Raw genomic sequence first — 26,843 nt, forward strand, 5'->3', positions numbered from 1 at the left:
CCTGACCCGCCTCCCTGGCCTTGACCTGCACTGATGATCGTTCAGGGAGGCAGGGAGGCATCCCAGGTCGGCCCTCTGAAACCCCCTCCGCAGCGCCCCCCGAAGGGGGTGTGTCTGCCTCCCTGACCCATGCCCGGAAGGGATTCCGCATGCACCCCGAGACACCCGGCCACGCCCCCGCCGAACGGGCCGTGACCGTCCACCAACCCACCCCGCTCGCACCCGCCGCAGTGGTGCCGGCGCCGCTCGTTCCCGTCCAGCCGGGCAGTATCCCGTCCGTGGCGAGCATCGTCCTTCCGGACGGACGCGTCGTCACCGGCTACGCCATCAACCCCGCCCAGCCCGAACCCCTCGTCGCCAAGCCGCCCGTCTCCCGCGCGGCCGTGAACATCGCGCTCGGGGGCGTCGGCTTCCTCGCGGTGTGCGGCGGCCTGATCCTGCTCACATCGTTCATCGCCGCGCTGACCGCGCTCATCACCCAGCTCATCACCCTCGCGGCCGTCATCTTCGGGGGCTGGGTCGCCGTGCAGGTGTTCAGCACGCGCGGCCACCAGGGCGGGACCACGGTCAACATCCGCAAAGCGATCTTCAAGCGCAACCACTTCCACAGCTAGCTACGCCAAGGGCGGCCCCCGTCTCGCCAAAGTCCGGGGCCGCCCTTGCCAGCCAGTCACCCATCAAGGAACTGGAGACATCCAGCATGCCCGAGCCCAGCACTCACCCGCGACTGCCCGACGGCACCGAACGGGTCGTCACCGCGCGAACCGAGACCCGTCCCGACGGAAGCACCGTCCTCACCCTGCTCGTCGTCGGTCCGCCGCTCGTTCTGATCGAACACCGCATGTTCCTCGACAAGAACCTGACCCGCTCCCTGCTCTGCACCCTGACCCGCGACCTGCACGACGTGCCCGTCCCGGGACCCACTCCGGAAGCCGCCGCCCTGCTCGCCGCCGTCCGCGCCGACGACAAGACAGCGATCGCCGCCGCCGGGAACGCCTTCAACGACCGCGTCCTCAGCCTGTGGACAGACGGAGGCACGACGGCATGACCCAGCCCACCCGTATCCGGCGAGTACGCGGCCCGCGCCTGCGCCTGCTCGACCTGTACTGCTGCCAGGGCGGCGCCGCCAAGGGCTACGACGACGCCGGCTTCGACGTCACCGGCGTCGACAAGGACCCCCAGCCCCGCTACCCCTTCCGGTTCGTCCAGGCCGACGCGATCGCGTTCGTCCTCGAACACGGCACCGAGTTCGACTTCATCCACGCCTCGTGCCCGTGCCAGTTCGACAGCGACTGCCAGCGCATCCAGGGCAACACCCACCCCGACCTGATCGCCCCCACCCGCGCCGCCCTGGAAGCGACCGGGCGCCCGTGGGTGATCGAGAACGTCGGCGGCGCCGTACCCAAGCTGAACGCTCCGGTGATGCTGTGCGGGCCCATGTTCCACCTGGCCACCTACCGGCACCGGTTCTTCGAGTCCGGCGGCGGCTTCACCCTCCCCCAGCCCCACCACCCCGAACACACCGTGCCTCAGGCCAAGATGGGCCGTCCGATCCCGCCCGGCCACTACGGCCAGTTCGTCGGCAACTTCTCCGGCGTCGACCACGCCCGCCGCGTGATGGGTGTGCCGTGGATGAACCGCGACGGCATCCGCGAGTGCATCCCGCCCGCCTACGCCCGCTGGACAGGCACCCACGCCCGCTACAGCCTGCGCGCCCTGGCGGTGGCGGCATGACCGCGCGCGTGCTGCCCCTGCGCAGGCCCAACGGCCTGCGCCTGCTGGACGTCTGCTGCGGCGCCGGGGGCCTGTCCATGGGCTACTACCTCGCCGGATTCGACGTCACCGGCGTCGACATCAACCCCCAGCCCAACTACCCCTTCCCGTTCATCCAGGCCGACGGCCTGGACTACACCGCCGAACACGGCCACACCTTCGACCTAGTCCACGGCTCCTGGCCCTGCGAGCGCTACGCCAGGGTCACCAGGTGGCGCGGCAACCCCGACAGCCACCCCGACCTGATCGGCCCCGGCCGCGACGTGATGCAGGCGACCGGGCGGCCCTGGGTCATCGAGAACGTCCCCGAAGCCCCGCTCAGGCCCGACTACCTGTTGTGCGGCACCCAGTTCGGCCTGAACGTCCGCCGCCACCGCGTGTTCGAGACCTCATGGGGCGGCGGCGGTGACCTGGTCGCACCCTGCTGGCACCGCAAAGACCTGCTCGCCTTCGAGCACAAGGGCGAGCGCGCCTATGCCGACGCCATGGGCTGCACCTGGATGACCAACCTCGAAGCCCGAAAAGCCGTACCCCCCGCCTACACCCAGTGGATCGCCGCACAGTTCCTCGCCCTCGAAGGGAGGACCGCCGCATGACCACCACGATCGCCCACCTGCGGACCGCGCTCTACCTGGCCACGTTCGGCGTGCCCGTGCTGCCGCTGCGGGACGGCAAGGGACCGTTCGGCAACTGCCGCGCGTGCGCGAAAAACGCGTGCGGCGGCCGACCGAACATGAAGCGCGCCGGCGCCTGTCACTGCACCGCGCCGTGCCACGCGTGGGCCGCCGCCACCACCGACCGAGCCATCGTGACCTCGCCCCTGTGGACGGCGGCATGGGAGCGGGCCGTCTGTGTCGGCTACCACCCCGGCGGATCTCGCCTGACCGTGGTCGACCTCGACAACGCGGCAGCGGTCGCATGGGCCCGCGAGACCCTGCCCGCCACACGGATCGTGCCAACGACCCGGGGGCAGCACTGGATCTACCGGGGCGTCATGCCCTCCCACAACGCCGTACGGCCCGGCGTGGACATCAAGTCGCTCATGTCCTACGCCCGTTGGCTCGGACCCGGCACCGGAGCCGTCACCGCGCTGCCGGATACCGTGCGCGCCCTCGCGATGAAGGAAGACACCACCCCCGCCCCCGGGGAGGTGGTGTCTTCCCTCCCGGAGCGCGCCCCGTGGAACCGGAGCGTCGCCACCGGATGCCGGCACACGGAGCGGTACGTCCGCACCGGCCTGGATCGCGGCCTCGCCCTGGTCCGCGCGCGCACCGAATCCGGGGCCGGATCACAGGCGTTCGGCACGGCACGCTTCCTCGCCATCCAGCACACCCACTGCCCCGGCCCCTGCGCCCTCGACATCGCCGGGGACGAAATCGTCGCCGCCGCCGTCTCCGTGGGCGTCCCCGAGCCCTACGCCCGCCGCGCGGTCACCAACGGCCTCCAGACGACCGTGAGGGGCGCGGCATGAACAAAGCAGCCCTTAACCCCACAAACAACCCTCAGGGCGCCACACAGGGCCCACCGCGGGCCTCCGTAGGCGAATCAGAGGTCGCCGCCCGCAAGGGCGTCCCTTCAGCCCTTCGCCCCAACTCGCAGACAGGCGACGGGCGTTACCCCATCGCGTGGCTGACCATCTGCACCCCGTACGGCGCGACCCCGACCGCCCGGTCGTCGTGCCTGTGCGGCTGGGACCGCCGCGCGTTCGGCGCCCGCAAGGTGCTCGCCCTGATCACCGACCACGCCGACCACCGCAACGCATGCCCGCTTCGGGCCCCGCAGGAAGGGAGGACGGCCGCATGATGAATCGCCCTGACACCCAGACCGAGGAACTGCCCCCGCCCTCCAACCCGTTGGCAGTCGCGCGCCGCCTGCTGCCCGACTGGCAGAGCGAGAACGGCAAGCTCGTGTTCCGGCGCTGGCGTGCCTCATGGATGCGCTGGACCGGTACCTGCTGGCGCGAGATCGACGAGGCACAGATCCGCAAGGCCATGTACGAGCGCCTCGAACACGTCGTCTTCCTCGCCCCCACGAAGGACGGGGAGACCGAGGAACGCGACTGGGCACCCACGAAGCAGAAGATCAGCAACCTGCTCGATGCGCTCGGCTCCATCACCCTGGTCCCGACCGACACGGACGCCCCCTCGTGGATCGACGAACAGGGCGCCCCGGAGCAGGACCAGGGCCTGATCGTGGCCTGCGAGAACGGCCTGCTGCGCATCCGCGACCGCGCCCTGATGCCGCACGGACCGGGATTCTTCAACCTCGGCTCCGTGCCCTTCGCCTACGACCCCACCGCCACCGCGCCGACCTGGGAACGCTTCCTGGCTCAGGTCTGGCCCGACGATGCCGACGCCATCGCAGCACTCCAGGAATGGTTCGGCTACGTCCTCTCCGGCCGCACCGACCAACAGAAGATCCTGCTCATCGTCGGCCCCTCCCGCTCCGGCAAAGGCACCATCGCCCGCGTCCTGAAGACACTCGTCGGAAAGGAGAACCTCGCCGGCCCCACCCTCGCCGGACTCGGCACGAACTTCGGACTGTCCACCCTCGTCGGCAAGCCCCTCGCCGTCATCTCCGACGCCCGCCTCTCCGGCAACGACAACAGCCAAGTCGTGGAACGGTTGTTGACCATCTCCGGCGAGGACACCATCGACGTCGACCGCAAGTACCGCGAAGTGTGGACCGGGAAACTGCCCACCCGGCTGATGCTCCTGTCCAACGAACTGCCGCACTTCGGCGACTCCTCCGGCGTCATCGCCAAGCGGTTCGTGCTGCTCAGCATGCGGCTGTCGTGGCTGGGCAAGGAAGATCCCACCCTCGTCGACCGCCTCACCGCAGAGATGCCCGGCATCCTCAACTGGGCCTTGGACGGACTCGCCCGACTCCAGCGCACCGGACGGATCACGCAACCGCAGTCCAGTCGCGAAGCGGTCACCACCATGCAGGACACCGCCTCCCCTACCAGCGCATTCGTGCGTGAGCGCTGCACGACCGGACCCACATGCAGCGTCCCCGTGGACGCCCTGTGGACGGTCTGGCGCGAGTGGGCCGAGGACAACGGCGTCCGCGCCGGCACGAAGCAGGTGTTCGGCCGCAACCTGCTCTCCGTCGTACCCCAACTCAACCGCATCCGCCCCCGCGACGCCTACGGCCAACAGGTGGCCACCTACAGCGGGATCACGCTCAACCAGCGCGAACCACATCTGCCTGAGTCGTGACTCATCGCGACTCAGAACCACGCCAACCCGCTCTGAGTCGCGATGAGTCACGACTCAGAGCAATGTGATTCGAACCTGCGGAGGACGCAGTGAGCGCACCCACCCCCGTCCGGGCCGACCCCCGCGCCACCCTCCGGGGCGGTCTTCCGGACCGGTACCTCACCCCCGACGACGTCGCCGTGATCTTCAAGGTGCCCATCGAAACCGTCTACCAGTGGCGCAAGAAGCGCACCGGACCGCCCGGTTTCCGCATCGGCAAGCACCTGCGCTACGACCCCACCGACATCCGCGCCTACGTCGCCGAACGCAAGAGCGCCGACCAGGCCGCCGCCTAACGCAGCCGCACAGCTCAACGCCCCAGGGAGGGCCACACCGTGGCCCTCCCTTCCCATGTTCAGAAGGGAACACCCCCGCGTGGCAGGCCACATTCAAGACCGCTGGTACAAGACCGAAACGACCACAGCAGGCAAAGCCGTCCGCACCAAGACCGACCGCTACGGAACCGGCCTGCGCTACCGCGCCCGCTACGTCGGCCCTGACGGTACCGAGAAGAGCAAGTCGTTCCGCGACAAGGAATTGAGGCTGGCCAAGCAGTGGCTCGCGCAGATCGAGGCGGACATGTCGCGCGGCCAGTACATCGACCCGCGCACCGCGCGAACGACGTTCCGGCAGTACGCGGAACGATGGGTGAAGACGCATACGGGCGAGATCAACAGCCGTGAGGCCGCGGAGCGTCGACTGCGACTGCACGCGTACCCCCACATCGGCACCCGCCCGCTCGGCTCGTTCAAGCCCGAGCACATCCGGGCCTGGATCGCCGAGCTGGAGGACACCGTGCCGGCGGAGTCACATCGCCGCATCATCGTCGGCACGGTGTCCGCAGCGCTAAGCGCGGCAGTCGAGGACGGTCTACTGAGCAAGAACCCCTGCCGCGCTCGCTCGGTAACGCTCCCGAAACCCGGCAAGCCGCGCGTCGACCCGTGGACGTCAGCACAGGTCTTCGCCGTACGCTCCGGGCTCCCCCAGCGCTACCGGGCCACCGTGGATACCGGGGCAGGTTGCGGACTTCGACAGGGTGAAATCTTCGGCATCTCAGTCGATGAACTCGACTACACGGGCGGTTGGCTGACCGTGGGTCAACAACTCAAGCGCATCCGGGGCAAGTACGTCTTCGCACTGCCGAAGGGTGGCAAAACTCGAAACGTGCCGTTGCCCAAGGCCGTTGCTGCCGCGCTCCGGGACCACTCGAAGGAGTTCGAGCCCATCGACGTGACGCTTCCGTGGCGCACACCTGACGGCCCTCTGGTGACGAAGCGACTCATCTTCAGCGGAGTCGAGGGAAGGCACGTCCGGGTGAGCAACTTCAACGATCACCACTGGAAGCCCGCTCTGGCCACCGCAGGCATCATTCCGGAACGGAAGGCAGGTGAGCGGTACGCGTCAGCCGCCGAGGACGGCATGCACGCGCTCAGGCACTTCTACGCGTCTGTCCTGCTGGACGCCGGCGAGAGCATCCGGGCCCTGAGTTCCTACCTCGGTCATGCCGACCCTGGGTTCACGCTGCGGACCTACACGCATCTCATGCCGAGCAGCGAGGGACGCACCAGGAAGGCAGTCGACAGCCTCTATCTGGCATCGATTCCTCAAGATCACGGCCCAGAGACGGCCCAAGCCGCCTGAACCGACCCCGCCTCAAGGCAAACATGCTGGTCGGGGCCCCATCGGGCCCCACCACGCAGACTTCATCTACTTCTGGCCCCTGTACACGGGCACGGCGATCCCGATCGACCAGTGGCGGTCGCGGATGTGGTTGGACACCTGGGTCTAGCTGCGGCGTGATTCAGTCACCTGATCTCTGTTAGGACAACAAAAGGCAACACCCCTCACACCTTTCTCCCACGCCACTTACAGTCGAAGGACTGATAACGGGGAGGGACAGGGGCATGCGCAAGGGGGTGAAGGCCGCCGTCATCGGCAGTGTGTTCGCCGTGATGGTGGGTGGAGCGGGGTACGGGGCGTTCAACCTCGTGTCCGCGGTGGGGGGTTCGGACGGCGTGGGTGGCGTCGGCGGGGCCGCGGCCAAGAAGACCGGGCCGCCCAGCGGCGACGAGGTCAAGGAGACGACCAAGAAGTTCTTCGCGGCCTGGGAGAGCGGCGAGGCCGTGTCCGCCGCGTCGTTCACGAACAACGACGCCGCCGCCGACCCCGTCCTGGAGTCGTACGGCGGAGCGGGTCACATCACGAAGGTGAAGATCACGCCCGGTACGACGACGGGCGCCACCGTGCCGTTCACGGTGAAGGCGACGGTGTCGTACAAGGGCATCAGCAAGCCGCTGAGCTACCGGAGTCGGTTGACGGTCGTCCGCGGGGAGACCACCGGGCGGGCCCTCGTCGACTGGCAACCCTCCGTCGTGTACCCGGAGTTGAAGACCGGCGACACCTTCGTCACCGGCGAGTCCGAGAGCCCGGCGATCGAGGCCGTGGACCGGAACGGAGCCGTGCTGACCAAGGAGAAGTATCCGTCCCTCGGGCCGATACTCGACGAGCTGCGGTCCAAGTACGGCGACAAGGCGGGCGGTACCCCCGGCATCGAGCTGGCGATCAAGCACCCCGTCGCGGACTCCGCCGACACCGCGCTGCTGACCCTGGAGAAGGGCAAGGCCGGCAAGGTGCGCACGACGCTCAGCGCGAGCGCGCAGGCCGCCGCCGAGCAGGCCGTGATGAAGTACACGGAGTCGTCGGTCGTGGCCGTGCAGCCGAGCACCGGCCAGATCCTGGCGGTCGCCAACAACCGCAACGACGGCTTCAACGCCGCGTTCCTCGGCCAGTTGGCGCCCGGCTCCACGATGAAGATCATCAGCGCCGCCACGCTCATCGACAACGACATCACCAGCATGACCGGCGCGGCACCCTGCCCGCCCACCGCGACCTGGCAGAGCCAGACCTTCCACAACCTGGAGGGCCTGTCGCCGGACGAGGGCGCGACCCTCGCCGACAGTTTCGCCCGTTCCTGCAACACGGCGTTCGTGAAGTTCGCCGACTCGGTCAAGGTGGACTCGCTGACCAAGGAGGCCGAGGACCGCTTCGGCCTCGGCCGGGACAACTGGAAGACCGGCATCCCGTCCTTCGACGGCTCGGTCCCCGCGTCCGGCGGCCCGGACACCGCGGCCAACATGATCGGCCAGGGCCAGGTGCAGATGAGCCCGCTGAACATGGCGTCGGTGACGGCGACCGCGAAGACGGGCACGTTCCGCCAGCCGGTGCTCGTCGCGCAGAGCCTCGACGACCGCCAACTGGCCACCGCCCGGGGCCTGTCGGCGAGTACGTCGGCCCAGCTGCGGGCGATGATGAACCGCACCGCGACCACCGGCACCGCCGCCGGCATCATGTCGGGTCTGCGCGGCAGCATCGGCGCGAAGACGGGGTCGGCCGAGGTGGACGGGCAGTCGAAGTCCAACAGCTGGTTCACCGGCTACCGCGACGACGTCGCCGCGGCCGCGATGACACAGGACGGCGGCCACGGCATCGACGCCGCGGGCCCGATCGTCCGGGCCGTCCTGGCGGCGGGTGGCTGAACTCACCCCCGTGAGACGGGAACTCACCCGCACAGGACGGGACTCTAGGGTGTGCCCCGTCGTTGGGGTGTGTGAGGGCTGAGGGCCGGGACGGCGGGGCCCAATGGGATTCGCGGAGGATCGGAAACTGTGGGCACGAGGGGCAAGAGAAGGCGCGCACCCGAGAAGCGCAAGGCCAGACCGGCCGTGGTCGGCGGCGTGATCGCCGTGGCGGTCGTCGGCGCGGGAGTCGGCGCCTACGCGCTGTACGACGGCGGCGCGTCCGCCGAGGCGCGCCCGTCGAGCTCCGCCGACCACAAGGCGATCAAGACGGGCCCGCTGTCGGCGACCGAGGTGCAGACGACCGCGCAGCGGTTCCTCGCCGACTGGCAGCAGGGCAAGGTCGCCCAGGCCGCCGCGACGACGGACAGATCGACGGCGGCCGGCGCCCTGCTCACCGGGTACACGAAGAACGCCCATATGAAGGGCATCACCGTCACCGAGGGCGCCCGCGCCGGCGCGAAGGTCCCCTTCTCCGTGAAGTGCACGGTGTCGTACAAGGGCATCAACAAGCCCATGTCGTACGCGAGTTCACTCACCGTCGTGCGCAGCACGAAGGACGGCAAGCCCTATGTCTCCTGGCACGCCTCCGTCGTCCACCCGGACCTCGCGGACGGCGACACCCTGGTCACCGGCGAGTCCGGCACCCCGCCGATCAAGGCCTACGACCGGGACGGCGGCGAGCTGACGGCGGCCAAGTACCCGTCCCTGGGCACGGTGTTGGACGGGCTGCGGGAGAAGTTCGGCAAGAAGGCGGGCGGCAAGGCGGGCATCGAGCTGCGGGTGATCCGGGGCAAGAAGTCCAAGGAGTCCGACAAGACGCTGCTGGAGCTGAGCAAGGGCACGCCGGGCAAGGTGAAGACGACGCTCAGCCCGACCCTCCAGGCGGCGGCCGAGACGCAGGTCGCCAAGCAGAAGAACTCCTCGGTCGTCATGATGCGCCCCTCGACCGGCGAGATCCTGGCCGTGGCGAACGCCTCGCACGGCTTCAACGTGGCGTTCCAGGGCTCCCTCGCCCCCGGGTCCACGATGAAGATCGTGACGTCGACGATGCTCTTCGAGAAGAACCTGATCACCCCGGACGCGTCCCACCCCTGCCCCAAGACGTACAAGCTGGCGGGCTGGACCTTCCACAACGACGACGACTCGGAGATCAAGAAGGGCACGTTCAAGATGGCCTTCGGGGCGTCCTGCAACAACGCCTTCATCAACTTCGCGCCCAAGCTGTCCAACAGCGACCTGACCACGGAGGCCCAGCAGGTCTACGGCCTCGGCATGAACAACTGGGCCATCGGCGTCCCCACCTTCGACGGCTCGGTCCCGGTGCAGAGCGGCGCGCAGATGGGCGCCTCGCTGATCGGCCAGGGCGGGGTCCGCATGAACCCGCTGAACATGGCGTCGGTCGCGGCGACGGTCGACACGGGCACCTTCCACCAGCCGTACCTGGTCTCGCCGACGGTCGACAACCGCACGATCGCGAAGGCGTCGCGCTCGATGTCGTCGGCGACCCAGGCCAAGCTGAAGGAGGTCATGAAGTACACGGCGGACTACGGCACGGCGGCCCAGGCGATGTCCGGGCTCGGTCCCGACTACGGCGCGAAAACCGGCTCCGCGGAGGTCGACGGCCAGAAGAAGCCCAACGGCTGGTTCACCGCGTACAAGGGCGACCTCGTCGCCGCGGGCGTCGTCCAGGCGGGCGGCCACGGCGGCGACACGGCGGGCCCGATCGTGGCGGCCCTGCTCAAGCTGGGCGCCGGCCTCGGCGGCTGAGCCTGCCCGGCCCGTTCAGCCGGCTGAGCCCTCGGTCCGCTGCGGCCGCGAGGCTCAGCTGGCGACCGGAGTGGTGGCCATGTAGGTGCGGCGCAGGAAGCGCATGATCGTCTTCGTCTCGAACTGGACGACGGAGACGCCCTGTTCGGAGTGGAACTCGACCACGGCCTGCACGCGGCCGCACGGCCACACCCGCACCTCGCCGCTGCCCGCCGGGGATCGCAGCCCCTGCTCCAGCAGGGCCCGGTCGAAGGTCCATTCATGCGGTCCCGGGAGACCGATGCGGACGGCTCGGGGGTCGGATTCGGGGTCGTACCGCAGGACTACAGGGACCGCGTCAGCATCCAGCCGGTCCACGTCCTCGTCGGTGACGATATGGGCTCGCGCGTACTGTTCGACTACGGACATCGGGCGGCCCCTTACGCTGAGTGACCTGTGTGAGAGCTATGCATCCGCTTCCACTACCCAAATGTCGCACATTTTCCCGGGAGCGCCCGTCGGGGCGACAGATCTCACATTCCGGAGCGACCACGTTTCACTTCGGAGCGGCCCCATTCCACAAGTGCCTGGCTCTTGCAAAGCACTCGCAATAACCATCTAAAATCATCCCGTGCATGTGCCTGACGGATTCATCGACGCCCCCATGTCCGCCGCGACCGGCGTGGTCGCCGCCGGCGCCATCGCCGTGAGCCTGCGCGGTGCCCGCCGCGAGCTCGACGAACGCACGGCACCACTCGCGGGCCTGGTCGCCGCGTTCATCTTCGCCGTGCAGATGCTGAACTTCCCGGTCGCGGCCGGCACCAGCGGCCACCTCCTCGGCGGGGCGCTGGCCGCGATCCTGGTCGGCCCCTACACCGGCATCCTCTGCGTCTCGGTCGTCCTGCTCATGCAGGGCATCCTCTTCGCGGACGGCGGCCTGACCGCGCTCGGCGTGAACATCACCGACATGGCGATCACGACGACGGTCGTGGCCTACGCCGTCTTCCGCGGCCTGGTCACGATCCTCCCGCGCAGCCGCCGCTCGATCACCGCCGCGTCCTTCGTGGCCGCCCTGCTCTCGGTCCCGGCCGCCGCCCTCGTCTTCACCCTCCTCTACGCCCTCGGCGGCACCACCGACGTCTCCCTCGGCAAGGTCGCCACCGCGATGATCGGCGTCCACGTCCTCATCGGCGTCGGCGAGGCCGCGATCACCGCGCTGACGGTCGGCGCCGTGATCGCCGTACGCCCGGATCTCGTGCACGGCGCGCGCGGCCTGGAGCAGCGCCTCAAGCTGCGCGTGGACGGCGAACTCGTGGACGCGCCAAGGCCGTCGGAGCCGGTCGCCGCTCGTGACACCTCGCGCCGGAAGCTGTGGATCGGCGGGCTGGTCGCCTCCCTCGTCCTCGCCGGTTTCGTCAGTTTCTACGCGTCCTCGAACCCCGACGGACTGGAGAAGGTCGCCGCCGACCAGGGCATCGACCGGCAGACGAAGGAGCACGCCTCGGCGGACTCCCCGCTCGCGGACTACGGCGTGCGCGACGTCGAAGACGCCCGGCTGTCCGGGGGCCTCGCGGGTGTGATCGGCGTGGGCGTGACGGTCGTCGCGGGCACCGGCGTCTTCTGGGCGGTCCGCAGGCGCCGCAGTACCTCGCAGGTGGCCTGACATGGGCGCGGGCCACGCCCACCGCCTCTACCGGCACGGCCACTCCCCCGTGCACGCGCTGCCGCCGCACACCAAACTGGCCGCCGTGTTCGCCTTCGTGGTGGTCGTGGTGTCGACCCCGCGCGAGGCGATGTGGGCGTTCGGGCTGTACGCCGTGCTGCTCGCGTGCGTCGCGTACACGGCCCGCGTCCCCGCGGGCTTCCTGCTGCGTCGCCTGCTGATCGAGGTCCCGTTCGTGGCGTTCGCGGTGCTGATGCCGTTCGTGGCGGAGGGCGACCAAGTCACCGTCCTGGGCGTGCAGTTGAGCGTGAACGGCCTGTGGGGCGCGTGGAACGTCCTGGCCAAGGGCACGCTGGGCGTGGCAGCCTCGGTCCTCCTCGCCTCGACCACCGAACTCCGCGAACTCCTCCTGGGTCTCCAGCGGTTGAGGCTCCCGCCCCTCCTCGTCCAGATCGCGTCGTTCATGATCCGCTACGGCGATGTCATCACCGACGAGATGCGCCAGATGCGGATCGCCCGCGAGTCACGGGGTTTCGAGGCCCGGGGCGTCCGCCACTGGGGCGTCCTCGCGAAGTCGGCGGGCGCGCTGTTCATCCGCTCCTACGAACGCGGGGAGCGGGTCCATCTCGCCATGGTGAGTCGGGGCTACGCCGGTTCAATGCCGGTGATCGACGAGGTGACCGCGTCCCGGGCGCAGTGGTCGTACGCCCTCGCTCTCCCCTGTGCCGCCCTCGTCGTATGCCTACTGGGATGGACGCTGTGACCCCCTCGCTCGAAGTGGCCGGACTGGCCTTCGCCTACCCCGACGGCCAACAGGCCCTGTTCGGCGTCGACTTCACCGTCGGGCGTGGTGAACGCGTCGCGCTGCTCGGTCCGAACGGTGCCGGCAAGACCACCCTCGTCCTGCACCTCAACGGCATCCTCACGGCCGGTGCCGGGACGGTGACGGTGGCCGGACTCCCGGTCGGCAAGCGGCACATGGCGGAGATCAGGCGCCGGGTCGGGATCGTCTTCCAGGACCCGGACGACCAGCTCTTCATGCCGACGGTCCGCGAGGACGTGGCGTTCGGCCCGGCGGCGGCCGGGATGAAGGGCGCCGAGCTGGAGCAACGGGTGCGCACGGCACTGGAGTCGGTGGGGATGGCGGACTTCGCGGACCGTCCTCCGCACCACCTCTCGTTCGGGCAGCGGCGGCGCGTGGCCGTGGCGACCGTGCTGGCGATGGAGCCGGAGATCCTCGTCCTCGACGAGCCCTCCTCCAACCTCGACCCGGCCTCGCGCCGTGAACTGGCCGACATCCTGCGGTCGTTGGACGTGACGGTCCTCATGGTCACGCACGACCTGCCGTACGCCCTGGAGCTGTGCCCGCGTGCGCTGATCCTCAGCGAGGGCGTCATCGCGGCGGACGGGAGGACCGGCGACGTCCTCGCCGACGACGAGCTGATGCGGGCGCATCGCCTGGAGTTGCCCTTCGGGTTCGACCCGCGGTCCGTGACAATGGGCGCGTGACGAACGAGGACCACACCGAGGCCGGGTCGCCGCTCCTCGACGAGCAGCTGTGCTTCGCGCTGTACGCGGCCCAGCGGGCGCTGACGGCCGCGTACCGCCCGCTCCTCGACGAGCTGGGGCTGACCTATCCGCAGTACCTCGTCCTCCTCGTCCTCTGGGAGCGCGGCGAGACCCCGATCAAGGACCTGGCGACCGCCCTGCACCTCGACTACGGCACGCTGTCCCCGCTGCTGAAGCGCCTGGAGTCGGCGGGTCTCGTCCAGCGCGAGCGGGCGGCGCACGACGAGCGCTCGGTGCTGGTCGCCTGCACGGAGCGCGGTACGGCGCTCAGGAGGCGCGCGGCGAGCGTCCCCGGCGCGCTGCTCGCGGCGACGGAACTGGAGATGCCCGAGGTCACGCGGCTGCGGGCGGAGCTGTGGCGGCTGGCGGAGCGCGCGGAGGCGGCGGCGGAAAGGGCTCGCTGACCGGCCGACCTCGGGTTACCGCTGGTTCGTACCCCCTGGCGGGCAGAGGCGCCCTACCGGTCAGTATCTTGTGCACGATGTAGTTGCGCGCTCTCGTGTTTCCGTCCCTGGGGGAGGTCCCGCCTTGACCGACGACACCGCTGACACCGCTGTCGACACCCGCCCGACGAAGATCATGTACGTCGCTGAGGCCACCGCCCACGGCGGCCGTGAGGGCTTCGTCAGCAGCCAGGACGGCCAGCTCGCCCTCCAGGTCGCGATGCCCCCGGCGCTGGGCGGCGACGGCAACGGCACCAACCCCGAGCAGCTCTTCGCGGCCGGCTACAGCTCCTGCTTCCACAACGCGCTGGTCCTGGTCGGCCGCAGGGCGGGCTTCGACCTGACCGGCTCCACGGTCGCCGCGAAGGTCGGCATCGGCCCCAACAAGCAGCGCGGCTACGGCCTCGCGGTCGCCCTGAGCGTGTCCCTGCCGGTCCTCGACCAGGGCATCGCCGCGAAGCTGGTGGACGCGGCGCACGAGGTCTGCCCGTACTCGAACGCGACCCGCGGGAACATCGACGTGACGATCCTGCTTGGGTGAAAGAGGAGAGCGGTACGGCGGAACATTCGGGACGGGGAGCGCGGGCGTGGACGTGAACGGGTTGGTGGCCGAGGGCTTCGAGCCGGTCAGGGAGGCGTTCGCGGCCAACTTCGAGATGCGCGGCGACCGTGGCGCGGCCGTGTCCGTGTACCGGCACGGGCACCGGGTCGTGGACCTCTGGGCGGGCACGAAGGACGTCGACGGCACCGCGCCCTGGGAGCAGGGCACGGCCCAGATCGTGCGCTCGGCGACGAAGGGCGTGGCGGCGGCCGCCCTCCTGCTGCTCGCCCAGCGCGGGCAGGTGGACCTGGACGCTCCGGTCGGCGAGTACTGGCCGGAGTACAAGGCGGCGGGCAAGGAGCACACCCTCGTCTGGCATCTGCTGGCGCACCGCGCGGGCGTGCCGGTGCTGGACCGCCCGCTGACCCCGGACGAGGCCGCCGACCCGGCGTTCGGCGCGGCGGCGGTGGCGGCGCAGGCGCCGGTGTGGGAGCCGGGCGCGGACCACGGGTACCACGCGCAGACGTACAGCTGGCTGACCGGTGAGCTGGTCCGCCGGGTGACGGGCCGGTCGATCGGGGCGTGGATCGCGGACGAGATCGCGGGGCCGGTCGGGGCGGACCTGTGGGTGGGCCTGCCGGCGGCTCAGGCGGACCGGGTGGGCCGGGTCGCGCAGCTGGACACCCCGGCGACCGACCCCGGCGTCCTCCGCACCCGCCCCAAGCGCTCGGTCTCCGAGGCGTACGCGGACCCCGGCTCCCTGACCCGGCGGGCGTTCGGGGCGATCACGCCGATGCCGGACGAGAACGATCCCGCGTACCGGGCGGCCGTACTGCCCGCGTCGAACGGCATCGCGACGGCGGACGGACTGGCCCGTGTCTACGCGTCGCTGATCGGCGAAGTCGACGGCGGGACAAGGCTGTTCACCCCGGAGACGATGCGACGGGCGCGCACGGAGCGCTCGTCGGGCCCGGACCGCGTCCTCGTCATCAGCACCCGGTTCGGCCTGGGCTACATGCTGCACGGCAGCGCGTCCCCGCTCCTCTCGGAGACGTCCTTCGGCCACCCGGGCCGGGGCGGCGCGCTGGGCTTCGCGGACCCCGAGTCGGGCATCGCGTTCGGCTACGTCACGAACGGCTTCCGCAAGAGCGTCACGGCGGACCCCAGGGCGCAGGCTCTGGTGCGCGCCGTGCGCGCCTCCCTCATGTAGCACACTGGTACGACCACGGCAGCCGCCACCACGGCTGCCGTTCACGGCCGACGGGCAGGAGGAGAGACATGCGCTGCTGCCTCTCCGCTCCCCTCGCGACCCTCGCCGCCCTCCCCACGCCCTACGACGTCCTGCGCTCCGGCGCCCTCCTCGTCCCCGCGCTGCTGCGTGCCGCTCCCCCGCGCGGCCGGGGCCGCTCCCTGGCCGCCGTCCACCTGGAACTGGTCACGCTCACCGAGGACCGCGCCATCGTCACCTGGCACACCGGGATCCCGGGCACCGACGACGGCCTCGGCCATATGCTCCCCGCGGTCACGGAGGGCGAGGTCGTCTACGGCACCCACCCGGGCCACCTCAACCGCACCGCCGCCGAGGACCGGCCCACCGCGCACCACCAGGTGGAGCTGACCGGTCTGGAACCGGGGCAGACGTACTACTACCGGGCCCGTTCGCGGGGCGTGGCCGCCGTACCGACTCCGCTGCACCATGTGCGGGGCAACGCGGTCGGCACCTCCCGGCACGGTTTCGGGGGCTCGCGGACCGGCACGTACTCCTTCACCACGCCCCAACCCCCGCCCGGCAGACACCTGTTGTCGATCGCGCTCTGCAACGACCTGCACCTCGGCGAGACCACCGCGGGGCTGGTCTCCGGGGTCCCCGGCATGCGCGGGATATCGCAGGCGGCGGGTCTCGGGGCCTACCCGGAGATCATGAGCCGGGCCCTGGTCGAGGAGGCCCGGCTGCGCGGTGCGGACGTGCTGCTGGCGGCCGGGGACCTCTCGGCGGGCGGCGGGCCGCGGGACGTGGCCACGGCGCGGCGCATCCTGGACGGCTTCGGGACGCTCGGCCGGGACTACCTCGTCGTACGCGGCAACCACGACCGCCCGCCGGTCCACTGGGCCGACCCCTTCGGCGACACGTTCACCACCAGCGGCACCCCCGGCTACTTCGCCCACGACCTCGGCGGGCTGCGCGTCCTCGGCCTCGACACCTACCACAAGGCGGGCAACGGCGGCGACGCGGGCGGGCTGGGCGCCGAGCAACTGTCCTGGTTCCAGGCGCAGTTGAGGGAAGACCCGGACCGGCCGACGCTCGTCTTCGGCCACCATCCGCTGACGGTACGGGACTCCGTGTTCCCGGTGACGCGGGGCCAGAGCCTCGACCGGAAGCAGGCCCGCGCGATCGTCGACGCGTACGTCTCGGCGCCGGGTGTCTTCCTGCACCACGCGGGCCACACCCACCGGAACAAGCGGACCGTCCTGAACCGGGCGCCGCACGTCGTCCAGCAGGAGGTCACCGCCGCCAAGGACTACCCCGGCGGTTTCTCCCTGCTGCGGATCCACTCCGGCGGCTACGCCCTCAACCACTACAAGGCCGGTGCCGCCGAGGCGCGCGAGTGGGGCGAGCGCGCCCGGCGCGTGGCGGGCGGGATGTGGCCGCACCACGCGCTGGGCCGCTCGGCCACGGACCGCAACAGCGTCCGCGCCCACGACCTGTCCGGGGTCGTGCCCCGTCAGCCGTCGGACTCCGACGACGGAAGGTAGGCGCCGGGCACGTCGTTCGGCGCGTAGACCTTCTTGTCGCCGGGATACGGCTTGGTCCAGTTGTGGGTCTGGTACCAGGTGTAGCGGTTCATCTGGGTGGGGTTGGCGTAGTCGGGCACGGCGTTCGGGCCGGTCAGCCGCTGGTGCGAGGCCCAGGTCCTCCACTGGGCGGCGAGCTGCTGCTCGGCCTGCGGCACCGCGACGGAGGTCGGCGCTGCCGCGGCCCTGGTGTCCTGGGCCGCCGGGGTGTCCGAGCCGCAGGACGGCTGGGGGTTCACGCCGAGGGTCAGCGAGGTGCGGTTGGGCACCGCGGTGAACGGGGTGTCGTCCGCCTTCTTCGTGAACGCCCCGTACATCGGGGTGGCCGCGCTGTCGAGCTGGTTCATCGGGTGGATGCCGAGGATCTGCTCGACCGTGCGGACCATGGTGATCTGCGAGTAGTAGTGGTTGTCGACCGTGCCGTGCTCGGCGTACGGGCTGATGACCTGGACCGGGGCGCGGTGCCCGTCGACGTGGTCGAGACCCGCCTGCGAGTCGTCCTCGACGACGAAGATCGCCGAGTCCTTCCAGTACGTGCTGTGGGTGATCTCGTCGACCATCCGGCCGACGGCGAGGTCGTTGTCGGCGACCTCGGCGGCGGCGTTGGCCGGGCCGCCGGTGTGGTCGTTGGAGAACCAGAACATGTTCAGGTTCGCCGGGCCGTTCTTCTCGAAGTCCTGCTTCCAGATCTGCTCTTTGTAGATGTCCGGCACGTCGAGGTCGAACAGCGGGAAGCCCTGCACCGACACGTCGTTGAGGGAGGGGATCGCCGACCCCGTCTTGATCGGGTAGGCGGTCTGCGCCCCCGTCGCGGCCATGTTCTTGCTGTCGCAGTACAGGTTCTGCCAGTTCGCGCCGGCGGGCTTGGTCTCCAGGGACTGGAACTCGCCGAAGTCCTTGACGCTCTTCCCGGCCGCCTGCGCGCCGGTCCAGATGAACCCGGACTTCTGGTGGCCCAGCACGTCGTTCTCGGTGTCGTAGCTGCGCGTGTACTCGCCGGCCGAGGACTCCGTGTACTCCGGGTTGTCCGACTGCATCAGCCAGTTGTGGCCCTCGGCGGAGTTGGTGCCGATGTCGTAGAAGTTGTCGTAGAGCCCGAACTGCTCGGCCAGGGCGTGCTGGTTGGGCGTGACGTTCTCGCCGAACTGGGTGAGCGAGGCGTCGCCGTCGCCCTGCGGGAGGTCGCCGTAGACCTGGTCGTAGGTGCGGTTCTCCTTGACCAGCAGGAAGACGTGTTTGATCGTCGAGGGGTCGCCGATGCGGGTCGGGACCGGGACGGCCTTCGCGTGGCTCTTGTTCCTGGCGGTGGTGACGGAGCCGGGTGTCCAGCCGTTCTGCCGGAAGACCTTGGCGGTCTGCGACCTGATGGTGAGGTCGCTCGGCAGCGTGAACTGCGTGAGGCTCGACGTCGTGTCGTGGGTGTTGTGCCCGGCGGCGTCGGGGCGGAGCGCGTCGACGCCGCGGGTGTTGGAGACGACGACCCTCTTGCCGACGGTGGTGATCTCCGAGGGGAAGTAGTCCGTGGGGAGCAGGCCGACATAGCGGGCGGGCTGCTGCGGGGAGGTGTAGCGGTAGACGGCGACCGCGTTGGCCCGGCCGAGCGTCACCAGCAGGCGGCCGTCGCCGGTGAGGGTCACCGCGTTGGGCTCGTAGCCGACCGACGCCTCGGGCCACGGCTGGGTGCCGATGGTCTGGACGACCTTGCCCTTGCGGGTGTCGATGACCGAGACGCTGTTGTCGGCGGTGTTGGTGACGAACACCGCGCCGTTCTTCGCGTACACGGCGGTCGGGTGCAGTCCTACGTCGATGGTGCCCACGGCGGCTGCCGGCTTCGCCGTGTCGATGACGCTGACCGTGCCGGTGGTGCTGGCGCCGGTCTTCGGGTCGGCGACGACGTCGGTGCCGTAGGAGTTGATGGTGGTGTCGCCGGGCCTCGCCGGGCGGCCGCCCTCGTTGCTGACGTACAACGTGCCGCCGACCAGGGCGATTCCACGCGGGGCGTTGCCAACAGCCCAGCTCTGCTTGACGGTTCCGGTCGCCGTGTCGATGGCGACCACCTTGTTCTGGCCGTTGACCGCGGAGTACACGGTGGTGCCGTCCGCCGAGAACACGGCCGCGCCCACGAGGGCCTGCTTGGTGCCGTCGGCCGCTATCGGCACGGCGGTCGGAGCGGAGAGGGTGCCGTCGGCGGCGACCGTGAACCTCGTGTAGCCGTTCGCCTGTCCGAGCCACAGCTGCTTGCCGTCGGGCGAGTAGGTGGGGCCCTCCTGGCCGACGGCCGCGCTGCCGATGCGCAGGTCGTCCGCCGCGTTGGTGCCGATCCTCTGCTTGACCTGCCCGGTCGCGAGGTCCATGACGATCAGGGAGGCGTCCCCGTCGGTGACCGAGGCCGCGAGGCGGGTGCCGTCCGGGCTGACCGTCGACGACATGATCTTTCCGTCGTTGACGACGGTACGGCTGCCGTACGGCTTGATGTACTGGTCGCTGGAGATGACCTGGCCGTTCGCGGTGGTCTGGCCGACCTGCTGGGTGCCGAACCGGTACGTCGAGGCGACCGCGGTGCCCGTGACACCGAGGGCGACGGCGATACCGGCCGTCACCAGCACGGCCCGGCGGCCGACGCGTCTGCCGAAGAGGTTGACCTGCTCCTTCTCATGGACCCGGCGTTGCCGCGTTACCTGCATGGGCCTATCCCTTCGAGGTGGTGTCGAGCAGGTCGACGTTGCCGTCGAACTGCCAGAGCGGGTTCGGGGTGTCCCCGGCCGGCGTCCGCACCAGGAAGTAGCCGTTGACTTCCTTCGGCCCGTCGCCGTCGGCCACGTACCGTCCGTCCGGGCCGATGTCGAGCTGGTAGATCGCCGTCCCGGTGACCGCGACACCGGGGAGGTGCCAACTCACCACGCACCGCCAGTCGTTGCCGGGTCCCTCCTGGGCGGCCTGCCCGTCGCTCTTGGTGCAGGCCGCCGAGGTCCGCAGCTGCGCCTCGGTGACGGCGGGGCGGTGCAGCTGGCCGGTCTGCATGCGGTAGAGGTGCGCGAACGCGGTGGCGAGGGACCGCTCGACCTTCTCCTGCCCGATCCCGGAACCCGTCGAGGGGGTGGCCACGGCGACCGCTCCGACGGTGAGGGCGGTCAGCGCGGCGAGCGGCAGCAGGCCCACGGTGAGCGCGCGGCGCCCGGACCCGTCGTAGGCCGGGTTGGTGAAGTCCCGCCGTACGAACAGGAGATACGCCAGTGCGGTGGCGAGGGCGGCCCACACCAGGCCGACCGCGACGCCGATGAGGAGCGGGGCGAGCTGGGCGGGACTGGTGAACAGGCCGTTCCAGGAGATGAAGGCGTAGCCGGGCAGGGCGAGGCGGACGGCCACCGGCAGCGGCAGCATCTGGGCGACCTGCAGGGCGAGCGCGACCAGCGGAGGCAGCAGCAGCCCCATCGGGGACCGCCCCAGCGCGACCGACCCGAGGAGTCCGATCGCGGCCAGGGCCAGGGTGGGGGCGAGCGCGCAGAGCCAGGCGAGCAGCACCCGGCCCGCGGCGTCCCCCGGCGTCAGCAGCTGACCGTCGAGACCGACCAACTGCCGGTTCCCGACCGCCAGTAGCCCGCCGATCACGCTGGAACCGACCAGCCCCGCCACCAGCATCAGGATGACGGTGAGACTGGCGAGGGCCTTCGCCGCGAAGATCCGCCGGGGCGAGCGGACCGCCACCAGCAGATGACGCCAGGTACCGAGCCGGTCCTCGGCGGCGAACACGTCACCGGCGACCACCGAGGTCAGCACCGGCAGCGCCCAGGTGCCGGCGAACCCCAGCACCACCAGCGGCCCGGCCCACCCCGTGGCGAGCATCCAGCGCCCGAAGAGCGTGTCGGAGGGCAGCGTGCTCTGCCGGCTCACTCCCGCGACGAAGAGCGCGGGCGCGACCCAACAGGCCAGCACCAGCAGCCGGATCCGCCACTGCGAGACGAGCTTGACCAGTTCGAAGCGGTAGGCGCGGGCGACCGGAACACGCCGGGTGGCGGCGGCGGGCCGTATGGCGGTGGCGGTCATCCGTCATGCTCCCGGCGCTCGGTGAGGGCGAGGAACGCGGCCTCAAGCGGCGATACGACGGGGGCGAGTTCACGCACCGCGACCCCCGACCGCACGAGCCCGGCGACGAGTTCGTCGAGGGCGGACACCAACGCCCTTACGACGAGCACCTCGTTGTCCTGCTGGACGCCGTCCAGGACGCGTATCCCGGCCGTGCCGTCGGCCTGCCGGCGTGCGGCTTCCGGGTCGGAGGTCCGCAGCCGGTAGTCGAGTTCACGGTTCTCGGCGGCGAGCTTGTTCAGCGGCCCGGAGAACACCACGCGTCCGGTGTCGAGGATGGTGACCTCGGCGCACAACGCCTCCAGGTCGTCCATGTGGTGGCTGGAGAGCACCACGCTCGTGCCCTCGGCGGCGAGCCGGCTGAGAACCCGGTGCACATGTCTCTTCCCGGCCGGATCAAGGCCGTTGGCGGGTTCGTCGAGCACGAGCAGCCGGGGTCGGGTGAGGAGGGCGGCGGCGAGTCCGAGCCGCTGCCGCATGCCGAGGGAGAAGCCGCGGGTCTTGTCGTCGGCGACATCGGTGAGCCCGACCTGGTCGAGCACGTCGTCGACCCCCGCCGTCCGCGCGTCCTCGCCCCGCAGGCCGGCCAGCGCGACGAGGTTCTGCCGGGCGGTGAGCGACGGATAGAGACCGGGGGCGTCCACGAACCCCGCGACACCGTCCGGCACGGCGAGCGCGCGCTCCACCGGCGTGCCCAGGATCTCCAGCCGGCCGCGGTCGGGGACGGCCAGCCCCAGCAGCAGGCCGAGCAGGGTCGTCTTCCCCGCGCCGTTCGGCCCCACCAGACCGTGGATCTGACCCTGTGTCACATCCAGATCGACGCCGTCGAGTGCCACGACCTCGCCGAAGCACCGGGTGATCCCGCCGGCCCGGACCGCGTGGAGTGTGTCCATGAGGCCCCTTCTCTTCCTGAATCCTCAGGGACCCTAGGGACACCACACATCCCGCACACAGGCAGTTGACTGAACGCCCGGGGAACGGATCGTCAAACCAACGGCAAGCCGGGTAAACGAACGGTCTGCGCGGCCCCCGTCAACCCGCCCGCAGCATCAGCCCGATGCCGAGGACGAGGAGAGCCGCGGCGGCGATACGCGGCGCGCCGAACCGCTCCTTGAAGAAGACGGCGCCGATCGCCGCGCCGACGATGATGGACGATTCCCGCAGGGCGGCGACAGGAGCGAGGTCGGCGCGGGTCTGGGCCCACAGCACGAGGCCGTACGCGGTGACCGACAGGGCGGCGCCGAGGAACCCGACCCCGACGAACGGCCGTACCCCGGACGCCAGTTGACGGCCGCCCCGCAGATGCAGGGCATACGCGGGGATCATCCACCCCTGGATCGCCATCAGCCAGGCGATGTACCCCAGCGAGGACCCCGAGGCACGCACGCCGAGCCCATCGACCACGGTGTACGCGGCGATGGACAGACCGGTCGCCAACGCGGCCCCGATCGCTGCCCAGTTGGGGCGCCGCCCGCGCATCCCCCACAGGGCGACACCGGTAAGTCCCGTGCAGGACAGGGCGATTCCGGCGGCGGCCCACCCGTCGGGCACCTCGTGCGCGAAGACGGCGGCGAGCACGGTCACCACGAGCGGCGCGGTACCCCGGGCGATCGGATAGGCCTGCCCGAAGTCACCGAGCCGGAACGACTTCATCAACAGCAGGTAGTACGCCACGTGGATCAGCGCCGAAGCACCGAGATACGGCCACGCTCCCGCCGCCGGGACGTCCGTGAACGGCACCATCGCGAGGCCGATCACCGTCCCGCCGCCCGCGATGAGCGTAAATCCGACCAGCTTGTCGGTGATCCGGTGCGCGAGCGCGTTCCAGCAGGCGTGGGTCACGGCGGCGAGCAGAACAGCGGCAGCGACCAGCGGCGTCACGCGTCCTGCTCGCGCACATCCACCAGAGTCGCACCGGCGTGGGCGACAAGTTCCTTGGGCTCCATGGGAAACACGGCATGCGGATTCCCGGCTGCGGCCCACACCACGTCATGCGCGAGCAGCGACCGATCGGCGAGCACCCGGGTCTTCGTACGGTGCCCGAACGGCGGCACACCCCCGATGGCGTACCCGGTCGTCTCCCGTACGACATCCACCTTGGCCCGCGTGACCTTCTCCACGCCGAGCTCCCGCCGCACCAGCTCCACGTCCACCCGGGACGCCCCGTCCATCAGCACCAGCACGGGGACCCCGTCCGCCGCGAAGATCAGGGACTTGCAGATCTCGCTCAGTTCACACCCGATCGCGGCGGCTGCCTCGGCCGCGGTACGGGTGGCATCCGGAAAGCGCCGGATACGACCGAGCAGCTCCGCGAGCCCCAACTCCCTCAGCGCGTCGGCGAATCGGGGGTTCGCGCCGGTGTTGCCGTCTTCGGTGTCGTTCATGCTCATGGGGGCACGGTAGCCGTGGGTCCACCGGACCTGCGACCGAGTTCCGACCGCCGGACCGGCCGGGAAGCGCGTGGCCCTACGCCCACGTCACCTCCTTCGCCTGGACCACCGCTGCCGTGCGCCCAGGCGCCTCGTGGTACTTCCAGTACAGGTTCGTGTGGGCGATGACCTGCTCCGGCACGGGCGCCCCCCACCCGCTCAGGTCCGACGTGGTGTGCGCGTCCGCGACGAGCGTCACGTCGTAGCCGCGTACGAAGGCGCCGTGGATCGTGGAGCGGATGCACGCGTCGGTGGAGGCGCCGGCCACGACCAGGTGTCCGACCCGGGCCTCGGCGAGGACCTGCTCCAGCGTCGTGTCCTCGAAGGAGTCGGGGTAGCTCTTGGGGACGAGGGGTTCGGGGTCGCGGCGGGTGAGTTCGGGGACGTACTGCCAGGCCTCGCTGCCCTGGGGCATGTTGTCGTCGGAGTGCTGGATCCAGACGACCGGCACGGAGGCCGCGCGGGCCCGGTCGACGAGCCCGGCGATGGTGGCGACGACCGCGTCACGGGCGTGGGCCTCGGCGACGACGCCGACCTGGACGTCGATCAACAGCAGAGCGGTGTGCGGACGTTCGGACAGAGTGGTCATGCCTCAGGAGGTTATCGACCGGACCGGCCGCGGGCAGGGAAAGACCCCGGCACCGTGACGACGGGCCGGGGTCCACCTGTGCCGTACCTGGACGGTCAGGACTCGGAAGGTCAGGCGCGGACCAGTTCGCGGTCCTCGTCCGGGTCGGAGTCCTTGGAGTCGAGTTCGCGCAGGCCCTCGCCCTCGACGTCCACGTTGGGGAGGATCCGGTTCAGCCACTTCGGCAGCCACCACGCCCGCTTGCCGAGCAGCGCGAGCACCGCCGGGACGATCGCCATGCGGACCACGAACGCGTCGAAGAAGACGGCGATCGCGAGGCCGAAGCCGATCATCTTGATCATGGATTCGCTGGAGCTGATGAAGCCGGAGAACACCGCGATCATGATGACGGCCGCCGCGGTCACCACGCGGGCGCTGTGCCGGAAGCCGGTGACGATCGACTGGCTCGGCTTCTCGCCGTGGACGTGGGCCTCGCGGATGCGGGTCACGAGGAACACCTCGTAGTCCATGGCCAGTCCGAAGACCACGCCGACCATGAAGATCGGCATCATCGACATGACGGGACCGGTCTCCTCGACGCCCATCAGGCCGGACAGCCAGCCCCACTGGAAGACCGCCACGACCGCGCCCAGCGCCGCCATGACCGACAGCAGGAAGCCGAGGGCCGCCTTCAGGGGGACCAGGACCGAGCGGAAGACCACGATCAGGAGCAGGAAGGCCAGGCCCACCACCAGGATCAGATACGGGATCAGCGCGTCGTTCAGCTTCTGGGAGACGTCGATGTTCATCGCCGTCGTACCGGTGACCAGGACCGACGAGTCGGTGTCCGCCTTGACCTGCGCGCCCGCGTCACGGATGCCGTGGACGAGGTCCTCGGTCGTGACGGACGACGGCTTGGAGTCCGGGACGACGGTGATCGTCGCGGTGTCGCCGTCCTTGTTGAAGCTCGCCGGGGTGACGGTGGTGACGTCCTTGAGGGCCTTGATCTTGTCGGTCACCGTGGTGACGTCGGCCTTCGGGGTCTTGCTGTCCTTCGCGTCGACGACGACCATCAGCGGCCCGTTGAAGCCGGGGCCGAAGCCCTCGGACAGCAGGTCGTAGGCCCGGCGCTGGGTGGTGGAGGTGGGCTGCGAACCGTCGTCGGGCAGGCCCAGTTCGAGGGAGGCCGCAGGGATCGCCGCCGCGCCGAGTCCGATCACGCCCAGCAGCAGCACCGCGAGCGGGCGTCGTACGACGAAGCTCGCCCAGCGGGTGCCCATGTTCGGGCGGGCCGACTTCTCGGCGGACTTGGCGCGTCCGCCGCCCAGGAGCTTGCTCTTCTGGCCGGTGGGCTTGATCTTCTTGCCGGCGTAGCCGAGCAGCGCCGGGATCATGGTGAGGGCGATGAGGACCGCTATCGCGACCGTGCCGGCCGCGGCCACGCCCATCTTCGTCAGCATCGGGATGTTGACGACCGCCAGGCCGACCAGGGCGATCACGACCGTGAGGCCGGCGAAGACGACCGCCGAGCCCGCCGTACCGACCGCTCGTCCGGCCGCGTCCTCGCGTTCGCGGCCCTCCGCCAGCTCCGCCCGGTAGCGGGAGACGATGAACAGGGCGTAGTCGATGCCGACCGCGAGGCCGATCATCATCGCGAGGGTGGAGGTGGTGGTGCCGAGGTCGAGGGCGCTGGCGAGTGCCGTGATCGTCGAGACGCCGATGCCGACCCCGATGAGGGCGGTGAGCAGCGGGAAGCCGGCCGCGAGCAGGGAGCCGAAGGTGATCACGAGGACCACGGCGGCTATCGCGATGCCGATGATCTCCGTGGAGCCCGTCTCGGGGGTCGCGGTGAGCGCGTCACCGCCGACCTCGACGGTGAGTCCGGCCTTGCGCGCCTGTTCCGCGGTGTCCGTCAGGGCGTCCTTGGAGGCGTCCTTCAGCTCCATGCCGGAGACCTTGTACTTCACGGACGCGTAGGCGATCGTGCCGTCCTTGCTGACGGCCTTGCCCTTGAAGGGGTCGGCGACCGAGACGACCTCGGAGCCGTCGCCGAGGTCCTTGACGGTCTTCTCGACGGTGGCCTTGTTGGCGCCGGTGTCCAGCTTCTCGCCGGCCGGGGCCTTGAAGACGACCCGGGCGGTGGCGCCGTCGGCGCTCATCCCGGGGAAGCGCTGCTCCAGCAGGTCGAAGGCCTTCTGGGCCTCGGTTCCCGGTACGGAGAAGGAGGAGGCGCCGGCGGCGGGCGCGCTGGCCGCGCCGACTCCCGCGAGCGTCAGCAGCGCGATCCATAGCAGGGCGACGTAGTGCCGTCGCCTGAAGGCGAGCCGGCCGACTTTGTAGAGGAACGTGGCCACGAGGGCGTACTCCCGGTCAGGTCGTGGGGTTCTTCGGGGCAGG

The 26,843-nt window shown here is 70.4% G+C and carries 26 protein-coding genes; 18 read left to right on the top strand and 8 right to left on the bottom strand.

Annotated features, from left to right (window positions below):
* The first annotated feature begins 149 nt into the window (after window positions 1–149).
* The 11 genes from OHT77_RS19510 to OHT77_RS19560 all read left to right on the top strand — a co-directional run bounded on the left by OHT77_RS19510 (window position 150) and on the right by OHT77_RS19560 (window position 10,378).
* A complete protein-coding gene (locus OHT77_RS19510; protein WP_328829798.1) occupies window positions 150–614 on the top strand; it encodes a hypothetical protein in 465 nt (154 codons plus the stop codon).
* An 86-nt stretch (window positions 615–700) separates the two neighbouring features.
* Window positions 701–1,048 carry a hypothetical protein gene (locus OHT77_RS19515; protein ID WP_328829799.1) on the top strand — a complete coding sequence of 116 codons (348 nt, stop codon included), beginning with the start codon at window positions 701–703 and terminating at the stop codon, window positions 1,046–1,048.
* Window positions 1,045–1,734: an SAM-dependent methyltransferase gene (locus OHT77_RS19520; protein ID WP_328829800.1), complete on the top strand. Its 690-nt coding sequence runs from the start codon at window positions 1,045–1,047 to the stop codon at window positions 1,732–1,734. Before OHT77_RS19515 ends, OHT77_RS19520 begins: the two co-directional genes overlap by 4 nt.
* A complete protein-coding gene (locus OHT77_RS19525) occupies window positions 1,731–2,369 on the top strand; it encodes a class I SAM-dependent methyltransferase (protein WP_328829801.1) in 639 nt (212 codons plus the stop codon). Before OHT77_RS19520 ends, OHT77_RS19525 begins: the two co-directional genes overlap by 4 nt.
* Window positions 2,366–3,244 (top strand): bifunctional DNA primase/polymerase, encoded by an 879-nt coding sequence (locus OHT77_RS19530; protein ID WP_328829802.1) that lies wholly within the window; start codon window positions 2,366–2,368, stop codon window positions 3,242–3,244. The genes OHT77_RS19525 and OHT77_RS19530 overlap by 4 nt, the downstream gene beginning before the upstream one ends.
* The gene (locus OHT77_RS19535; protein WP_328829803.1) at window positions 3,241–3,576 is read left to right on the top strand and encodes a hypothetical protein; all 336 of its coding nucleotides are present in this window, start codon (window positions 3,241–3,243) and stop codon (window positions 3,574–3,576) included. The genes OHT77_RS19530 and OHT77_RS19535 overlap by 4 nt, the downstream gene beginning before the upstream one ends.
* A complete protein-coding gene (locus OHT77_RS19540; RefSeq protein WP_328829805.1) occupies window positions 3,573–4,994 on the top strand; it encodes a DNA primase family protein in 1,422 nt (473 codons plus the stop codon). Before OHT77_RS19535 ends, OHT77_RS19540 begins: the two co-directional genes overlap by 4 nt.
* An 89-nt stretch (window positions 4,995–5,083) precedes the next feature.
* Window positions 5,084–5,329 (top strand): helix-turn-helix domain-containing protein, encoded by a 246-nt coding sequence (locus tag OHT77_RS19545; RefSeq protein ID WP_328829806.1) that lies wholly within the window; start codon window positions 5,084–5,086, stop codon window positions 5,327–5,329.
* Window positions 5,330–5,408: 79 nt separating this feature from the next.
* Window positions 5,409–6,674, top strand: coding sequence for a tyrosine-type recombinase/integrase (locus OHT77_RS19550; protein ID WP_328829808.1), 1,266 nt, complete (start codon window positions 5,409–5,411; stop codon window positions 6,672–6,674).
* Window positions 6,675–6,937: 263 nt separating this feature from the next.
* Window positions 6,938–8,569 carry a penicillin-binding transpeptidase domain-containing protein gene (locus OHT77_RS19555; RefSeq protein WP_328829809.1) on the top strand — a complete coding sequence of 544 codons (1,632 nt, stop codon included), beginning with the start codon at window positions 6,938–6,940 and terminating at the stop codon, window positions 8,567–8,569.
* Between the two features lie 129 nt (window positions 8,570–8,698).
* Window positions 8,699–10,378 (top strand): penicillin-binding transpeptidase domain-containing protein, encoded by a 1,680-nt coding sequence (locus OHT77_RS19560; protein ID WP_328829810.1) that lies wholly within the window; start codon window positions 8,699–8,701, stop codon window positions 10,376–10,378.
* A 54-nt stretch (window positions 10,379–10,432) separates the two neighbouring features.
* Here OHT77_RS19560 and OHT77_RS19565 read toward each other — a convergent pair whose 3' ends face one another.
* Window positions 10,433–10,786, bottom strand: a complete 354-nt coding sequence (locus OHT77_RS19565) for an SsgA family sporulation/cell division regulator (RefSeq protein ID WP_266771467.1) — start codon at window positions 10,784–10,786, stop codon at window positions 10,433–10,435.
* A gap of 202 nt (window positions 10,787–10,988) precedes the next feature.
* Here OHT77_RS19565 and OHT77_RS19570 point away from each other — a divergent pair, with 202 nt between their 5' ends.
* The 7 genes from OHT77_RS19570 (at window position 10,989) to OHT77_RS19600 (ending at window position 17,327) form a co-directional block, all read left to right on the top strand.
* Window positions 10,989–12,020, top strand: coding sequence for an energy-coupling factor ABC transporter permease (locus tag OHT77_RS19570; protein ID WP_328829812.1), 1,032 nt, complete (start codon window positions 10,989–10,991; stop codon window positions 12,018–12,020).
* A gap of 1 nt (window position 12,021) precedes the next feature.
* Complete coding sequence (gene cbiQ / locus OHT77_RS19575) at window positions 12,022–12,783, top strand: cobalt ECF transporter T component CbiQ (RefSeq protein WP_328829813.1); 762 nt, start codon at window positions 12,022–12,024, stop codon at window positions 12,781–12,783.
* Window positions 12,771–13,529, top strand: coding sequence for an energy-coupling factor ABC transporter ATP-binding protein (locus OHT77_RS19580; RefSeq protein ID WP_328829814.1), 759 nt, complete (start codon window positions 12,771–12,773; stop codon window positions 13,527–13,529). The genes cbiQ and OHT77_RS19580 overlap by 13 nt, the downstream gene beginning before the upstream one ends.
* Window positions 13,526–13,993 carry a MarR family winged helix-turn-helix transcriptional regulator gene (locus tag OHT77_RS19585; RefSeq protein WP_328829815.1) on the top strand — a complete coding sequence of 156 codons (468 nt, stop codon included), beginning with the start codon at window positions 13,526–13,528 and terminating at the stop codon, window positions 13,991–13,993. The genes OHT77_RS19580 and OHT77_RS19585 overlap by 4 nt, the downstream gene beginning before the upstream one ends.
* 175 nt (window positions 13,994–14,168) lie before the next feature.
* Window positions 14,169–14,573, top strand: coding sequence for an organic hydroperoxide resistance protein (locus tag OHT77_RS19590; RefSeq protein WP_328834281.1), 405 nt, complete (start codon window positions 14,169–14,171; stop codon window positions 14,571–14,573).
* 46 nt (window positions 14,574–14,619) lie between these two features.
* On the top strand, window positions 14,620–15,783 hold the full coding sequence (locus tag OHT77_RS19595) for a serine hydrolase domain-containing protein (RefSeq protein ID WP_328829816.1): 1,164 nt from the start codon (window positions 14,620–14,622) through the stop codon (window positions 15,781–15,783).
* Window positions 15,784–15,851: 68 nt separating this feature from the next.
* Window positions 15,852–17,327: a metallophosphoesterase family protein gene (locus OHT77_RS19600; protein ID WP_328829817.1), complete on the top strand. Its 1,476-nt coding sequence runs from the start codon at window positions 15,852–15,854 to the stop codon at window positions 17,325–17,327.
* Here the strand turns inward: OHT77_RS19600 and OHT77_RS19605 are convergent.
* The 7 genes from OHT77_RS19605 to OHT77_RS19635 form a co-directional block, all read right to left on the bottom strand.
* Window positions 17,297–20,050 carry an alkaline phosphatase family protein gene (locus tag OHT77_RS19605; protein WP_328829818.1) on the bottom strand — a complete coding sequence of 918 codons (2,754 nt, stop codon included), beginning with the start codon at window positions 20,048–20,050 and terminating at the stop codon, window positions 17,297–17,299. The two genes, OHT77_RS19600 and OHT77_RS19605, sit on opposite strands and share 31 nt — an antisense overlap.
* A gap of 4 nt (window positions 20,051–20,054) precedes the next feature.
* Window positions 20,055–21,410, bottom strand: coding sequence for an ABC transporter permease (locus tag OHT77_RS19610; protein ID WP_328829819.1), 1,356 nt, complete (start codon window positions 21,408–21,410; stop codon window positions 20,055–20,057).
* Window positions 21,407–22,342 (bottom strand): ABC transporter ATP-binding protein, encoded by a 936-nt coding sequence (locus OHT77_RS19615; protein ID WP_328829820.1) that lies wholly within the window; start codon window positions 22,340–22,342, stop codon window positions 21,407–21,409. The genes OHT77_RS19610 and OHT77_RS19615 overlap by 4 nt, the downstream gene beginning before the upstream one ends.
* Before the next feature lie 139 nt (window positions 22,343–22,481).
* On the bottom strand, window positions 22,482–23,330 hold the full coding sequence (locus tag OHT77_RS19620) for a DMT family transporter (RefSeq protein ID WP_328829821.1): 849 nt from the start codon (window positions 23,328–23,330) through the stop codon (window positions 22,482–22,484).
* The gene (locus tag OHT77_RS19625) at window positions 23,327–23,839 is read right to left on the bottom strand and encodes a YbaK/EbsC family protein (protein ID WP_328829822.1); all 513 of its coding nucleotides are present in this window, start codon (window positions 23,837–23,839) and stop codon (window positions 23,327–23,329) included. The genes OHT77_RS19620 and OHT77_RS19625 overlap by 4 nt, the downstream gene beginning before the upstream one ends.
* A 76-nt stretch (window positions 23,840–23,915) precedes the next feature.
* A complete protein-coding gene (locus OHT77_RS19630; RefSeq protein ID WP_328829823.1) occupies window positions 23,916–24,467 on the bottom strand; it encodes a cysteine hydrolase family protein in 552 nt (183 codons plus the stop codon).
* Between the two features lie 110 nt (window positions 24,468–24,577).
* Window positions 24,578–26,800 carry an MMPL family transporter gene (locus tag OHT77_RS19635; RefSeq protein WP_328829824.1) on the bottom strand — a complete coding sequence of 741 codons (2,223 nt, stop codon included), beginning with the start codon at window positions 26,798–26,800 and terminating at the stop codon, window positions 24,578–24,580.
* Window positions 26,801–26,843 lie beyond the last annotated feature (43 nt).

This window comes from Streptomyces sp. NBC_00252 (assembly GCF_036187565.1).
Classification (GTDB): Bacteria; Actinomycetota; Actinomycetes; order Streptomycetales; family Streptomycetaceae; genus Streptomyces.

Excerpts from the sequence above, each read along its gene's own strand:
- OHT77_RS19590 (WP_328834281.1), top strand. The coding sequence starts at position 14,169 with ATGTACGTCGCTGAGGCCACCGCCCACGGCGGCCGTGAGGGCTTCGTC.
- OHT77_RS19520 (WP_328829800.1), top strand. The coding sequence starts at position 1,045 with ATGACCCAGCCCACCCGTATCCGGCGAGTACGCGGCCCGCGCCTGCGC.
- OHT77_RS19615 (WP_328829820.1), bottom strand. The coding sequence starts at position 22,342 with ATGGACACACTCCACGCGGTCCGGGCCGGCGGGATCACCCGGTGCTTC.
- OHT77_RS19510 (WP_328829798.1), top strand. The coding sequence starts at position 150 with ATGCACCCCGAGACACCCGGCCACGCCCCCGCCGAACGGGCCGTGACC.
- cbiQ (WP_328829813.1), top strand. The coding sequence starts at position 12,022 with ATGGGCGCGGGCCACGCCCACCGCCTCTACCGGCACGGCCACTCCCCC.
- OHT77_RS19535 (WP_328829803.1), top strand. The coding sequence starts at position 3,241 with ATGAACAAAGCAGCCCTTAACCCCACAAACAACCCTCAGGGCGCCACA.
- OHT77_RS19540 (WP_328829805.1), top strand. The coding sequence starts at position 3,573 with ATGATGAATCGCCCTGACACCCAGACCGAGGAACTGCCCCCGCCCTCC.
- OHT77_RS19515 (WP_328829799.1), top strand. The coding sequence starts at position 701 with ATGCCCGAGCCCAGCACTCACCCGCGACTGCCCGACGGCACCGAACGG.
- OHT77_RS19580 (WP_328829814.1), top strand. The coding sequence starts at position 12,771 with ATGGACGCTGTGACCCCCTCGCTCGAAGTGGCCGGACTGGCCTTCGCC.
- OHT77_RS19530 (WP_328829802.1), top strand. The coding sequence starts at position 2,366 with ATGACCACCACGATCGCCCACCTGCGGACCGCGCTCTACCTGGCCACG.
- OHT77_RS19565 (WP_266771467.1), bottom strand. The coding sequence starts at position 10,786 with ATGTCCGTAGTCGAACAGTACGCGCGAGCCCATATCGTCACCGACGAG.
- OHT77_RS19600 (WP_328829817.1), top strand. The coding sequence starts at position 15,852 with ATGCGCTGCTGCCTCTCCGCTCCCCTCGCGACCCTCGCCGCCCTCCCC.
- OHT77_RS19525 (WP_328829801.1), top strand. The coding sequence starts at position 1,731 with ATGACCGCGCGCGTGCTGCCCCTGCGCAGGCCCAACGGCCTGCGCCTG.
- OHT77_RS19555 (WP_328829809.1), top strand. The coding sequence starts at position 6,938 with ATGCGCAAGGGGGTGAAGGCCGCCGTCATCGGCAGTGTGTTCGCCGTG.
- OHT77_RS19625 (WP_328829822.1), bottom strand. The coding sequence starts at position 23,839 with ATGAGCATGAACGACACCGAAGACGGCAACACCGGCGCGAACCCCCGA.
- OHT77_RS19605 (WP_328829818.1), bottom strand. The coding sequence starts at position 20,050 with ATGCAGGTAACGCGGCAACGCCGGGTCCATGAGAAGGAGCAGGTCAAC.
- OHT77_RS19630 (WP_328829823.1), bottom strand. The coding sequence starts at position 24,467 with ATGACCACTCTGTCCGAACGTCCGCACACCGCTCTGCTGTTGATCGAC.
- OHT77_RS19610 (WP_328829819.1), bottom strand. The coding sequence starts at position 21,410 with ATGACCGCCACCGCCATACGGCCCGCCGCCGCCACCCGGCGTGTTCCG.